11 protein-coding genes and 1 pseudogene are annotated in these 13,963 nt (G+C 42.4%); 2 read left to right on the top strand and 10 right to left on the bottom strand.

Annotation, left to right across the window (positions count from 1 at the left end):
- Positions 1–162 precede the first annotated feature (162 nt).
- The 7 genes and pseudogenes from FPQ13_RS12305 to FPQ13_RS12275 form a co-directional block, all read right to left on the bottom strand.
- A pseudogene (locus FPQ13_RS12305) lies at positions 163–1,677 on the bottom strand (BCCT family transporter).
- 25 nt (positions 1,678–1,702) lie between these two features.
- Complete coding sequence (locus tag FPQ13_RS12300) at positions 1,703–1,933, bottom strand: hypothetical protein (protein WP_144089621.1); 231 nt, start codon at positions 1,931–1,933, stop codon at positions 1,703–1,705.
- 89 nt (positions 1,934–2,022) lie between these two features.
- Entirely contained in the window at positions 2,023–3,150 is a 1,128-nt protein-coding gene (locus FPQ13_RS12295; protein ID WP_186279679.1) for an NAD/NADP octopine/nopaline dehydrogenase family protein, read from the bottom strand.
- 135 nt (positions 3,151–3,285) lie between these two features.
- A complete protein-coding gene (locus FPQ13_RS12290; RefSeq protein ID WP_144089619.1) occupies positions 3,286–3,759 on the bottom strand; it encodes a small multi-drug export protein in 474 nt (157 codons plus the stop codon).
- Between the two features lie 31 nt (positions 3,760–3,790).
- The gene (locus tag FPQ13_RS12285) at positions 3,791–4,690 is read right to left on the bottom strand and encodes a DMT family transporter (RefSeq protein ID WP_144089618.1); all 900 of its coding nucleotides are present in this window, start codon (positions 4,688–4,690) and stop codon (positions 3,791–3,793) included.
- On the bottom strand, positions 4,683–5,591 hold the full coding sequence (gene rbsK, locus FPQ13_RS12280) for a ribokinase (protein ID WP_144089617.1): 909 nt from the start codon (positions 5,589–5,591) through the stop codon (positions 4,683–4,685). The genes FPQ13_RS12285 and rbsK overlap by 8 nt, the downstream gene beginning before the upstream one ends.
- Positions 5,592–5,610: 19 nt before the next feature.
- On the bottom strand, positions 5,611–6,543 hold the full coding sequence (locus FPQ13_RS12275) for a nucleoside hydrolase (protein WP_144089616.1): 933 nt from the start codon (positions 6,541–6,543) through the stop codon (positions 5,611–5,613).
- Positions 6,544–6,697: 154 nt separating this feature from the next.
- Between FPQ13_RS12275 and FPQ13_RS12270 the strand changes: the two genes are divergently transcribed.
- A complete protein-coding gene (locus FPQ13_RS12270) occupies positions 6,698–8,779 on the top strand; it encodes a catalase (protein WP_246065519.1) in 2,082 nt (693 codons plus the stop codon).
- A 392-nt stretch (positions 8,780–9,171) separates the two neighbouring features.
- Here the strand turns inward: FPQ13_RS12270 and FPQ13_RS12265 are convergent, their stop codons facing one another.
- The 3 genes from FPQ13_RS12265 to murQ form a co-directional block, all read right to left on the bottom strand.
- Positions 9,172–10,497 (bottom strand): (Fe-S)-binding protein, encoded by a 1,326-nt coding sequence (locus FPQ13_RS12265; RefSeq protein ID WP_144089615.1) that lies wholly within the window; start codon positions 10,495–10,497, stop codon positions 9,172–9,174.
- Positions 10,490–11,905: a glycolate oxidase subunit GlcD gene (glcD, locus tag FPQ13_RS12260; RefSeq protein ID WP_144089614.1), complete on the bottom strand. Its 1,416-nt coding sequence runs from the start codon at positions 11,903–11,905 to the stop codon at positions 10,490–10,492. The genes FPQ13_RS12265 and glcD overlap by 8 nt, the downstream gene beginning before the upstream one ends.
- 104 nt (positions 11,906–12,009) lie before the next feature.
- On the bottom strand, positions 12,010–12,912 hold the full coding sequence (murQ, locus tag FPQ13_RS12255) for an N-acetylmuramic acid 6-phosphate etherase (protein ID WP_377863237.1): 903 nt from the start codon (positions 12,910–12,912) through the stop codon (positions 12,010–12,012).
- Between the two features lie 239 nt (positions 12,913–13,151).
- Between murQ and FPQ13_RS12250 the strand changes: the two genes are divergently transcribed.
- Entirely contained in the window at positions 13,152–13,637 is a 486-nt protein-coding gene (locus tag FPQ13_RS12250; RefSeq protein ID WP_144089612.1) for a PTS sugar transporter subunit IIA, read from the top strand.
- Positions 13,638–13,963: the final 326 nt, after the last annotated feature.

Here is a 13,963-nt window from a genome sequence, read left to right as displayed (position 1 = left end):
AGTGAAGAATTAAATCAAATATTAGTTTAACTCACAAACCGCACTCAAACTAGAGTGCGGTTTATTTGACGCTTACGATAACAGCGCGCTGACTGTCGATAAACACCGCCTAACTGACGATAAAAGCGCATGCCTCCTAACAACTGCATGCGCTCCACATCTTTACCAATCTTCTTTTTCTTCAACCTGTTGCTCTTGTCGACCTTCTTGACGCAGTGATCGGATGATGCCAACGATCATAAAGACAATGATAATCCCGAATGGAAAAGCTGTAATTGTTGCAATCGCTTGCAGTCCTTGTATACCTCCACTTAACAACAATACCGTCGCAATTCCTGAAATCAATAATCCTCAAGTCATTAAAACTTTTTTCCCTGGGTTCAAACGACCTGATTCCGAAAATACACCAAGCACATACGTAGCTGAATTTGCTGAAGTGATAAAAAAGATACCGATTAAGATTAATCCAAGGACAGATAAAATCTGACCCATTGGAAGTTGTTCGAACACACGGAACAAACCGACTTCCGGTGTCCTTTTAATTTCTTCAGCGAAACTTGCTTGTCCGGTTAATTCCATATGCAATCCGGTGCCTCCCATAATGACAAACCAAACAATAGTCAACGCTGTTGGTACGACGAGTACACCGAACATAAATTCACCGAGGGTGCGGCCTTTCGAAACGCGTGCAATAAACGTGCCGACGAAAGGGCTCCATGAAATAATCCAAGCCCAATAAAACAATGTCCAATCACCCATCCATTGATTATCGGAAGAATAAGGTGTCGTGTTAAATGTGTATTGAAAAATATTGGCTCCATAATCACCAATCGTTTTCAACAAATGCTCAAGTAAAAACACCGTCGGGCCAACTAACAGAACGGCAATCAATACAACCGCTGATAACCAGAGGTTGCCGATACTTAAGTATTTCATCCCTTTATTTAAACCCGTTAAAGCAGAAGTAAGGAAAATAGCTGTTATAACGACAACGATTCCGACCATCATCCAATTATTATCTGGTAATGAAAACACTTCGGATAAGCCTTTTCCAAATTGCATCGTACTCAGTCCGAAAGATGTAGCAATACCAACCGTTGTAGCGATAATGGCAATGATATCAATCGTTTTACCTTGCCAACCATGTACTCGATTTCCGATTAATGGGTAAAATGTTGAGCTGATCAACCCCGGTAGATTTTTTCTAAACTTCGCAAAAGCTAATCCGAGTGCGACGACGGCATAAATCGCCCATGGCTGAAATCCCCAATGGAAAACGCCCAATAACAGGCCATGTCTAACGGCTTCTTCCGTTTCCGGTTCGGTGGAGGCACCTGGTGCAGTAATGTAGTGTGAAAGCGGCTCGGCAAATCCCCAAAACACTAGACCGACACCCATTCCTGCCGCAAATAATAGGCCAATCCAAGCAAAATAAGAATACTCCGGCTGATCGTTTTTCTTCCCTAGTTTCATCTTACGGTAAGGTCCAACTCCTAAATAAATACAAAACCCTACATAAAAAGCTGTTACAGCTACATAAAACCAACCAAGATGCTTCGTCATACCATCCATCAACGTTGTTGTGATAGTTTCCATTGAACGAGGGCCGATTATGCCCCAAACGACTAAAACAAAAATGACGATTGCCGATATGATGAACACGAATTGACTTTTCATTTTCGCCAGCAATTTTTTCATGGACTCACCACTTTCTACGAACATCTCCTACACATCTAGTTGACAAGTTCAGTAGAAAAGAAACATTTTTACTACATTCTGCTTCGATGTTTCTCTGTATTTCTTCAGCGTTAACTTGCGATTCTTCAGTGTTAATCTGTGGAGCTTCAGTGTTTATTTGCAATCCTTCAGCGTTAATCTGCGCGGCTTCAGTGTTTTCGCGCTTCTTCAACATTAATCTACGAATCATCAACATTACTGAACACGCCTTCTATATTCCTTCGCCAGCTTCTCCCTTTGCACACAAAAAAAGCACCGACCGGAGTCAGTGCTTATCATCATTTATCATTTTAAAAGCTGTGGTTCATCTGTTTCTTCATCATTTTCTTGTTCTGAGGTTTCTTGAACGGCTGCTATTAATGAATCTGCTGTTTCATTAAAGAAACCAATTTTATCAAGGGTCAACCCTTCTTGAACAAGCAAGCGATCGAGAGAAACAGAACCGATATGTAACAATGCATTAAGCGTAGGTGTTTCAAGCTCAAGCATATTCGCTAATTCGATCCATGGAACGATAGCAAAATGTAGCCCTTCCATCAATTGAGCGTTTTCATCCGATGCAACGATTGATTTTTTCTTAAGTACATCACTTTCCTTAAGCTGCTCCATCAATTCATTTAGTGGCCTCGCATAGCCTGTCTCTACTAGACGCCTTTCAAGGTTCTTTGCTTCAAGTCCTAACGCCCGGCATATTTTCTGTCTTTCTTGATCGACCTCTTGAATGACGTTCACAACTGAAGGGGAAAGCCCGTCTAGATATACTTGAAAATGCGCATCATCTTGATCGAATTTCGCTAGGTTTGATAATAACGGTGCAACCACTGTTTCAGGGAGTAAATTATTCAAAAGTACTTCCCAACTGTTTGTCGCTTTTTCAATGCTTGGATAAACTGAACGCATTCCTCGAAAAAATTCATCATTGTCCGCCACAGGATATGTTGAGAACAAGAGTTTTTTTGTTCGTAAAAGTAACTCTACTTCCGTTGTATCTTCATTATATTTTGTTTCATAAGGCGGTAGATGCGTTTCACCGACTAATATATTCGCTTCGACATCTAACTCCTTTAAACGTCGAGTCCATCGAATACTGGCAAGTGAACCATGGCCAAGAAAGACAACACGATGATTGTCTGTTAAATAAGGCGCGCACATCTCAGCTAAAAGTTCAATATGATTCACCGACTCCGTAATCAAAACGAGCGACGAAGCAAATAGAGCTTCTTCTACATCAGAAGTTACTGGCTCCGGGAAAACCCATTCATTATTAAAGTAAATCCCGCTCTCTTTATTTTTCAACAAGTGATCATCTAATCCAGAATTAAATAATGTGACTGCAAAACCTCGCGCTGTTAAGTCAGCAGCGGTTGCTAATCCAACTTCGTTCATACCAATAACGGTCACTGGTTTATTCATCATCTCCCACCTTCCATCTATGTCGTCATCATCGATCGAAACGATGTCCCTGTCCATTCTTCCGATTAAAATCCATCTATTGTCTTAATTCGTCAAAATCGCCGAAAATCCTGCTTTTATCGGTAATCTTCCTCATTAAAGATTGATATCAGTGAACCACCCAATACCGTAAATCGAGGCAACTGTAAAAACGATCGTCCAAAGCCCCAGACTAATCGTTGACCAATAAAGCGCGCGTCTTTTGGCAGCTCCGAATAAAATCGCCGCTCCTGCTGCAATATGCGATCCGGTTATGAGTGGTCCGGCGAGTAGCAAACCAGACACACCATACTTTTCCCACATACGGTTCGCTCTTGCATAGCGACCTGCATCTTCCTGATCGTTTTGTTCTTTCTTTTTCTTTCGAAGAAACCATCCTTTTAATCGATCAAAAAAGATAATCAACAAATAGACCGTTAACAAATTTCCTGAAAACGCTAAAATCGCCACCCAAAAAGCATTCATTCCAGCAAGGATGCTGACAGGAATAATTAACCCGATTTCAAACCACGGAACAGCAGCCAAAAGGAAAACAAGTAGATAATCCCAGATGCCTAATAAAAATGTCATGCACCCGTCCCTCCTTTTTGATTCTAAAACTTTAGGTGACTTTGATTTTTCTTCTCCTAAACAGATGCCAATTCATCGCAACAAGTGCGAAGAAAATCATAACACCGCCAATAATCATGTAAACTCGAAATGGTTCATTCAATACAACGACGCCAAGTAATACAGAGACGAATGGAATCAAAAAGGTCACAAACGTCGCATAAACGGGACCGCCGTTTTCAATTAATTGATAAAAAATAACGTACCCAAGACCAGAACTTAAAAATCCAAGAATGGCTACTGGAATTAGGATTTCCCAAGATGCGAGCAGCAGAAACACTTCCGGCTGAATGAATATCGTCGGAATGCCATTAATGATCATACCGAATAATAACGTATAAAAACCTAGTACGAACGGTGAAATTCCTTGGAAATACCGCCCTGCAATAATGGAATTTGTCGCATAACAAAGCGTACACGTCAGCATTAAACCAACACTGAAGAAGCCAAATGCGTCTACTTGAAGTGTGTCGAGAAATAAGATGATCAATGCGAGCATCCCAAGCACAAGGCTAACTAGTTGGTTGGCAAGCGGTTTAACTTTCAAAAAAATCAATGATAGCACAAACGTAAAAATCGATGTAAATGAATTCAAAATGCCACTTACCGAGCTATGTAAAGACACTAATGAAAAAGCCATCAACATCCAAGGAATACCTGCCGCGAGACTGAGAGAGCTGACAAACGTAAACGTCAATTTTCGTTTAATTGAGATCCGTTTAAAATAAAGAATCGGCCCCAACATCACTAGTCCGAATAAACAGCGAATAAAGATTAGGCTGACCGGGTGAAGGTCTTCAACGAGAATCTTCGTAAACAAAAACGAAGATCCCCATAACAAACTGAGCAGCAATAAAAGTGAAACACTGATAACAGATTTGTTTTTAGTCATTTTCCACCTGTTTCAAAAAGTAGCTCATAGATGGAAGCTTCGGCTGCGCTCCTTTAACACTGACCGTATAGCCCGCTACCAATGTCGCAAGCTTCATCGCTTGTTTAATCGGCATCCCATTACTCAATCCTGTCACCAATGCTGCATTATAGGCATCACCCGCGCCTGTCGTATCAACGACTTTTACTTCTTCCGCTTCTAAATAAAAGCTTTCCTCTTTCGTCACTAATAGCGAACCTTGACGTCCTAATGTGACGACAATCTCCCCGACACCTTCATTCAGAAGCATTTTCGCAGCAGCTTCAGCATGCTCCAAATCATGGACAGGCAGACCCGACAAGCCTGCCAATTCGATCTCATTCGGTGTCAATAAATCGACTTGACGAAGGGCTTCTCGTGAAAGCTCATTGGCTGGCGCTGGGTTCAAGACAACCTTTTTATTTAATGCTTTCGCCTGATGAATCGCATATCCAACAGTATCTATCGGAATTTCGAGCTGCATTAACACAACGTCACATGCTTCGATTAACGGGCGATGACGATCGATATCTGTTTTCGATACTTGATGGTTTGCCCCTGGAACGAGCACGATTGAGTTTTCACCAGCTTCATTCACTTGAATCATCGCAATGCCCGTCTGCCCTTCCTTTGCGATTCCCGATGATTCAATGCCTAACTCATCATAGTTGGCCAAAATCGCTTCGCCAAACTCATCCGCACCGACACTTCCGATGAAAGAAACATCCGCACCTAAATGACGGCAAGCTACCGCCTGGTTTGAACCTTTCCCACCGAAATTCGTCGTATATGACGTGCTAGACGTCGTTTCCCCAGGCTTAACGATTTCTTTCACACTTAAAACCAAGTCCATATTAATGCTCCCAATCACAAGAACATTCATGAGATTCCCTCCTTTCGATTTAAAACTTCTGCAATGTCTCGTCAAACAAGTCCCAGAACCGATCCACATCTAATGCATCAGCAAAATAAACATTCGGCTCCTTACCTGTCGTTTCCAATAAATCTACACACGTCATTCCGTATGTAAACTCACCCTTTGTTTCAATATCAACGTGAACATGCTTGAACGTAAACAAGCTAGGGTCAATCAAATAAGCAATCGTACAAGCATCATGGACCGGTCCACCATCGAAATCAAAAACTTCTTTATATGTGTGAATGAAGAAATCTAAAAGTTCCACTACAAAATCAGCTACATCGTTGTTAATTGTCTGAAGACGCTTCGTAACCTCTTTCGTTGCTAACGCCTGATGTGTCACATCCAAGCCAAACATCCGAATCGGAACTCCGCTCTCGTAAACGACTTTAGCCGCTTCCGCATCTACCCAAATATTAAACTCTGCTGCCGGCGTCCAGTTTCCAAATGTGCCTCCACCCATTAAAACAATCTCACTGATTTTCGGAATGATTTTTGGCTCTTTAATCATTGCTAAAGCGATATTCGTAAGCGGGCCAGTCGGTACAAGCTTAATGTCTCCGTCTGACTCGAGCAATTTTTCAATAATGAAATCAACCGCATGCTGATCGATTGGATTAAGTGTCGGTTCTTCAGGTAGTTCAGGTCCATCCAATCCAGATTCACCATGAATGGATTCAGCTACCGAAAGTGGCTTCGTGAGCGCACGATTGGCTCCGATGGCAACCGGCACATTTAATCCAACCAAGTCACAAATATTCAACGCATTTTTCGTTGTTTTTTCTACGCTGACATTCCCGCCGACCGTTGTAATGCCGACAATGTCAACCTTCTCGTGTAACGTTGCTAAAATAATTGAAATCGCATCATCATGACCTGGATCACAATCCAAGATGACTTTTTCTTTTGATGTCATGAAAACAAACCACTCCTTGATTTGTACTAATGTTTGCTCATTCAGTATATAAGTTTGCCGTCAAAAGCACAATTCCAACATAAAAATCGTCGAGGAAGTTCGTCGAATAAAGCCCATTTGCAAGGCATATGATTTCAATGGATGAAAATATTTTGTGAAGAAAGGTGATTCAGTGGATAAGGATAAAGATCGCCAATCAGAAAGCCGAGATGCAAAACAAGAACAGCTGAATAAATACAAGCACAAAAATACAGGTCCGGGTAAGAAAATGACCGATGAAAGTGGCAAAAAAATATCAAACGACGAACAAACACTCCGAGCTGGAAAACGAGGGCCGACGTTGCTGCAGGATTTCCATTTTTATAAAAAACAAACACATTTCAACCGGGAACGTATTCCTGAGAAAGTAGTTCATGCTAGAGGGTTTGGTGTATACGGAGAGTTTGAAACATACAAATCACTGAAACATGTAACGAAAATGCATTTTTTACAAGAAGCCGGCTGTAAAACCCCTGTCTTTGTTCGTTTTTCAAGTTTTATCGGAAGCAAAGGCTCAAAAGATACAGCAATTGACATTCGCGGCTTTGCGACGAAATTTTATACTCAAGAAGGAAACTATGACATGCTCGCCCTGCAATTCCCTGTATTTATTTTAGCCGATGCGATGAAATTTATGGACGTTACACATGCGGCCAAGCCAAATCCAAAAACACATGTCCCTCAAGCGACGACCGCCCATGATAGTTTTTGGGATTATGTTGCGAACAATCAAGAATCCGCACATATGGTCATGTGGCTTATGTCGATGCGTGGCCGACCAAGAAGCTGGCGCATGATGGACGGCTGGCCAATCAATACATTCCGGTTCATTAACGAAGAAGGCAAGCAGACATTCGTCCGGTTCAAATGGATTCCCCGTCTCGGCGTACATTCATTGTTACTGGATGAGGCCAATATTATTGGCGGTGTCGACCCGGATTACCACCGGCATGACTTAATCGAAGCGATTGAAAAAGGCGCCTATCCGGAATATGACTTAGGCATTCAACTAATCGAAGAAGAAAAGCAGTTCGATTATGACTTTGACATCCTCGATGATACGAAACTATGGCCGGAAGAAGTCATTCCTGTAGAAAAAGTCGGAAAACTAACATTAAATCGACTGGTCGATAATTTCTTTGCTGAAGAAGAACAGTCCGTATTCAATCCTAGTAATCTTGTTCCTGGAATCGATTTTACGAATGACCCAGTTCTACAAGGTCGAGCGATTGCCTACCGTGATACCGAACTATATCGGCAGCACTCTGCGAACATCGAAGACATTCCTGTCAACAAACCGATTGTCCCGAAAAATTATAATTTAAGAGACAGCTACCAGCGGCACCGCATTGATGTCGATGAAGTAGATTATCATAATAACTCCCTTGCTGGCAATACGCCGTCTGAAGCCACCTGGGAAGAAGGTGGTTATGTACATTATCCTGAAAAAGTCGATGGACACGTCACACGAGAAGTTCCTAGCAAATCGTTTGAAGACTTCTTTTCCCAGGCACGCTTTTTCTGGAACAGCTTATCACCGGTGGAAAAACAAGATCTTGTCGACACGTTTATTTTCCATCTCACACATGTAGAAAGTAAATCTGTTCGGGAACAAAATATCGAAATGTGGGCAAATGTTGATCAAGGTATGGCAACCAAAATCGCAGAAGCAATCGGAGTCCATCCACCGAAGAAATCACACGTCCCTGTTACCGGTAGCTCACCGGCAATCAGTCAAGCGAACACACCACACTATGCCTACACACAAAAAGTCGCAATCTTAATCGGCAATGGATTTAATTGCGATGAAGTTCGATATGTGACCGACTTATTTGAACAACATGGTGTTTTCTTTGACGTAATCGGTGAAACATTAAACCCGGCCGTCGGTTCGGATGGAACGAGAATCAAAGTGAATGAAACATTATCAACCACTTATCCCGTCTTATACGACGCGCTTTATGTCGTCGGTGGAGAAGCGAATAACCAAGGAAAATTCGACCAAGAGATTATGCATTACGTCAACGAAGCCTATCGTAGATACAAGCCAATCGGAGTCGCAATCGGCGCTGACTATTACATTCAAGCTACCGAACAAAACAATCTTGCCGGTGTCGTTTTTGCTGAAAACAACCTCGATTTCGGGGAAGACTTTATTTCAGCTATCGCCCAGCAACGGTTTTGGAATCGGACATAGAAGAAAAGACAAGACCCAGTTTTTGGGTCCTGTCTTTTTTCATCATGAGAGTTTTGGATTTATGCAACCTTGGTCAGAATATATATACCCACTTGGCAAGGAAATGTGCCAATGTCACTGGGATATGCACTCTTTGGTGAAATTTATACGACCAGTTCGAATTTTTATGTGACCACATCCAAATAATATGATCCCTGCTTATTTTTTGTAGATCCAATGAAGCACTTACAGGATTTATGTGACCTACATCTGAAAATATGTGCCATCTTGCAATGATTATGTGCCGACATGATGCAGTTATGCGCCCTTTCTAGAGATTTATACGACCGTCGCAGAAATATATGGACCCAACTTTGAAATATATGAGCCCCGTGACAAGTTATCTCCACTTATCACTCCACATCAACATACTCAGCTAAGAAATCGACAAGGTGCATGGCCTCCATCTGATCGGACAGTCCGGCTTTCTCGATACCGAGCTTCATTTGTAAAAGACATCCTGGATTCGAGGTCAGTAAAAATTGTGCTTCGGTTGCTTTGACATCGTCCATTTTTGAATCGAGTATGCGCATTGACATTTCGGTATGAATCAAGTTATAAATTCCTGCCGAGCCACAACATTGATCAGCGGTAGGTAGTTCTACATACGTCGCTCCATCAATTGATTGCATGATTGCTCGCGGTTCATCGACAACCCTATTGACGTTACGTAAATGGCAAGAATCTTGATAAGTAAGAATCGCTTGGCGGCCGTCTTTTAATTTCAATGAACGTCCGGTTACGCCTAGTTTTTCAATTAATGTGGATATATCAATCGTTTTTTCGGAAAAAGCCTTAGCTTTTTCCAACAGTTCTGGATGATCTTTCAGTAAGTGATCGTATTCAGATAAAAACGCTCCGCAGCCACCTGCGTTATTGACAATATAATCCACGTCTTGAGCAAGAAAAGCTTCGATATTTCGAATCGCATTTTCTCGTGCCAAATCAAGCTCTCCGCTATGCCCTTGCAACGCACCACAGCACACTTGATTTTCTGGCACCCAAACATCACAGCCTAATTGTTGCAACAGCTTGACTGTTGACTGGTTCGTTTGGGAAAAAATCGTATCCATCATACAACCCGTAAAGAAGGCGATTTTCGTCGTTCTCTTTGTACTTTCATACGTATGCCCTTTTTTAATCCGGCTCTTATCTAAAATTGGCAAAATCGCTTCCATGTCTTTCATAATCGAAGGAAACAACGAAAGAATTCCGGTCTTGCGCGTTAACGCTTGGATTCCTGATTTTTGATAAAAACGAATGAATCCTGTCGCCCGCTCCATCGTCCGCTGATTTCTAAATAAATGCTTGAACGCTCCATATCGGGCAGCCTTTTCCTTCACTGAATGCTTTTTTTCCCGTTGAATGACATTTCGCGCACTTTCCAACAATGACCCATACTCGACACCAGCCGGACAAGCAGGTTCACAAGCACGGCAGCCTAAACATAAATCAAGCGATTCTTCAATCGAATCATCAAAAGGAAGCATTCCATCTCGGACAGCTTTCATCAAAGCGATGCGCCCACGTGGTGACTGGGTTTCGTCAAAATTTGAATGCAAATAAGTCGGACAAGCTGGCAAGCAAAATCCACAACGCATGCAATCGAGCAACTTCTCTTCTTCCACTTCCTGCTGAAATCCTTCTTGGATCCGAACGTGCAATTGGGCTTCAGCCATCGTGAACCACCACCCGTTTTCTCGTTGACTTCGCAAACATCTTTCCAGGATTCATGATGTTATTCGGATCGATGGCCTGTTTGATCGCTTGCATGACAGCCAATCCACTTGGACCGACCTTCCATTCCAGATAGGAAGATTTCATTTCGCCAACACCGTGCTCACCGGTAATCGTTCCGCCCATGTTGACGGCTGTTTCGAAAATCTCCGCAAAAGCATCCTCCACACGTTTCATCTCATCTTTATCTCGCGCGTCCGTCACTGCGGTCGGGTGCAAGTTTCCATCCCCTGCATGACCGAATGTATGAATCCGAACGTCATATTTCTCAGCAATCCGGATAATTTCACGAACCATCGGCGCGATTTCGGAACGCGGAACCGTTGCATCCTCGAGCATCGTCGTCGGTGTCAATTGCGCCAAGCAAGACAGTGCATCCTTTCGAGCGCGGCGTAAATCTTCTGCTTCCTGCTCATTTTTTGCCTTGGAAATTTCTCGTGCTCCGTATTTTTCACAGATGGTTAAAACAGTCGCCATGTCAGATGCGACAATCTCTTCAGGTCCATCCTGCTCAATTAACAAAATCGCTTCCGCATCAAGTGGCAATCCAATTTGTTTATAGCCTTCCACGACTTGAATGGTCCCTTGGTCCATAAATTCGAGTGTGGCCGGTATAATCTTGGCAGCGATAATCGCAGAAACCGTCTCGGCCGCCTTTTCCAATGAATCAAACACAGCTAATAACGTTTGATTATGGGTAGGCTTCGGAACGAGTTTTAACGTCGCTGCTGTTACAATACCAAGAGTGCCTTCTGATCCAACCATCAAGCTCGTTAAGTCATATCCCGCAACGTCTTTCGCTAGCTTCCCGCCAGTTCGGATGATTTCTCCATTTGGCAAGACGACTTCTAGTGCCAACACATAATCCTTTGTTACACCATATTTCAAGCCACGCAATCCACCTGAATTTTCACTGATATTGCCACCAAGGGTCGAGATTTTTCCAGAGCTCGGATCAGGCGGGTAAAACATTCCCTTTTCTTCTACAAACGCATGCAGTTCGTCCGTAATCACCCCTGGCTGGACGGTCACCGTCAAATTCTCTTCATCAAGCTCGAGTATTTGATTCATATGTCGAAATAAAAGAACGACACCGCCCTTTGTCGGAGTCGTACCTGCAGCCAAATTCGTTCCAGATCCACGAGGAACGATCGGAATTTCATGTTTTTGACAAAGCTTTACAATCCCGGATACTTCCTCTGTATTCCGAGGGGAGACGACCAAGTCCGGCAACGCTTGAAAATTTGCTGTCGCATCATATGAATTAGCGAGCTTCGAAGCGTTTGAGTGCTGGACGTTCTCTTTCCCGCATAACTGTTCAAATTCTTGAATGATCGATGGAGATAACATGTAATCTCTCCTTAAACTAAGTACTTACTCACAATTATTTGAAGCAACTGTATCCTATCATTAAAGGTCTCTATATTTAGACAGGTTAGCCAAATCAGAACCGTCTACTGTTTTAGCAATTGTTGAATCGCTTCTTTAACGAATCCATTCGACGTCTTCAATGCGAGTTTGACAGATTCATAAGGTTGGTCCGTCATAATCATCACGATGGCCGGCTTTACTTGAAATTCCGTTTCTTGTAAAACAGCTTCCGCCTCTTCATATGGGACATCAGCGGCTTCTGCCACGATTAATTTTGCACGCTCGCGAAGTTTATGGTTAGACGCCTTTACGTCAATCATATAATTTTTATAAGCCTTCCCCACCTTCACCATAGAAATGGTTGAAATCATGTTCAATACCATTTTGTGGGCTGTAGCTGCTTTTAACCGAGTCGAACCAGTCAAAACTTCCGGTCCTGTTTCCACTTCAATAGCGTAATCGACATATTCACTGATTTCACTATTTTTATTACTCGAGAGACTGACCGCTGTTGCTCCAATTTCTTGAGCGAATTTCAAAGCACCGATGACATAAGGTGTGCGACCGCTTGCTGCGATGCCAATCACGACGTCGTTTTCAGTCAAGTTTCTTTGAGACAGATCATCTCTACCTGTCACTTCTTCGTCCTCAGCACCCTCTACTGCGACGAGAAACGCTTGTTCACCGCCAGCCATGACCGCTTGCACCTGTTCAGGCGGGGTACTGAATGTTGGTGGGCATTCAACCGAATCTAAAATTCCAATCCGTCCGCTCGTCCCAGCACCAACGTAAAATAACCTCCCTCCTTGTTGAAAACTTTCGCGAACTTTTTCAATCACTTGCTCGATTGAAGGTAGCTCTTTGGCAACCGCATCAGCAACGAACCGATCCTCTTCATTCATTAACTGAAGAATCTCACTGACCGGCATTTGATCGAGTTCCAAAGATTTTGGGTTTTGTCTTTCTGTCGTTAGCTTCGTTAGCATATCCATATTCATACCTTCCTACTTAAAATGAAAGCCCTTACATAACATTTCTTAAACTTTCACCTAAGCTAAGTAATATATATATTGTATAAAATAATATATCAATTTTCAACTTAATATTTTGAAATTTTATTTTTAATAAATGATTTATTATTAAAATTCAGAAAAGGGTAATTCATATTAATCCCTTGTGATAGACTAATCGTAAAGGACGAACACCATCCAGTCAAAAAGCTGAAATGGCTGAAATAAATCAACCGTTGAACTTTGCCATGCCGGTGACTGGACGTATTATTCCGATTACAGACGTTGACGACGAAGTATTTTCACAAAAAATGATGGGCGATGGGTTTGCCATTGAACCAAATGACGGAAAAATCGTCTCACCAGTTGATGGAACAATCGTTACAGTATTCCCGACAAAGCACGCAATTGGTATCGAATCAAAAGAAGGTTATGAAGTACTCATTCATGTCGGTTTAGATACCGTCAACTTAAACGGAGAAGGCTTCGAGCAGCTGGTTACAGAAGGGGATCAAGTGACCCAAGGCGATGCATTGTTAACGGCAGACCTTCAAGTCATCAAAGAAAAAGCACCATCCACAGTTACACCAATCGTCTTCACCAACTTGAAAGACGATCAATATGTAAAAATCTTAAAAGATGGGAAACAAGACTCCGGTGCGGAAGGAATTATTGAAATCGCTAGTGTAGAGGATAAATAAAATTTTTTAAGGGCTGCTTATTCATTTAAGCAGCTCTTGATTTTAATTAACTGTAGCGTCACGATTTTTCGACCATTCGAAGGGTTTCTATTCTACCTTTCAGTATTTTTTCTCAGCCGTTCGGGCGAATAAAGTGCTTCTATTCTACCTTTCGGCAACTTTTATCAGCTGTTCGGGGATATAGAGGCCCTCTATTCGACCTTATGGCAATTATTCTGAGCTGTTCGGGTGGATAGAGCGCTTCTATTCTACCTTTCAGCAACTTTTATCAGCCGTTCGGGCGAATAGAGCGCTTCTATTCTACCTTTCAGCACTTTTTATCAGCC

The sequence above is a fragment of the Allobacillus salarius genome, from assembly GCF_007559425.1.
Lineage (GTDB): Bacteria > Bacillota > Bacilli > Bacillales > Alkalibacillaceae > Allobacillus > Allobacillus salarius.
Note: the sequence above shows the minus strand (reverse complement) of the source record. Positions and strands in the feature narration are given on the sequence as shown.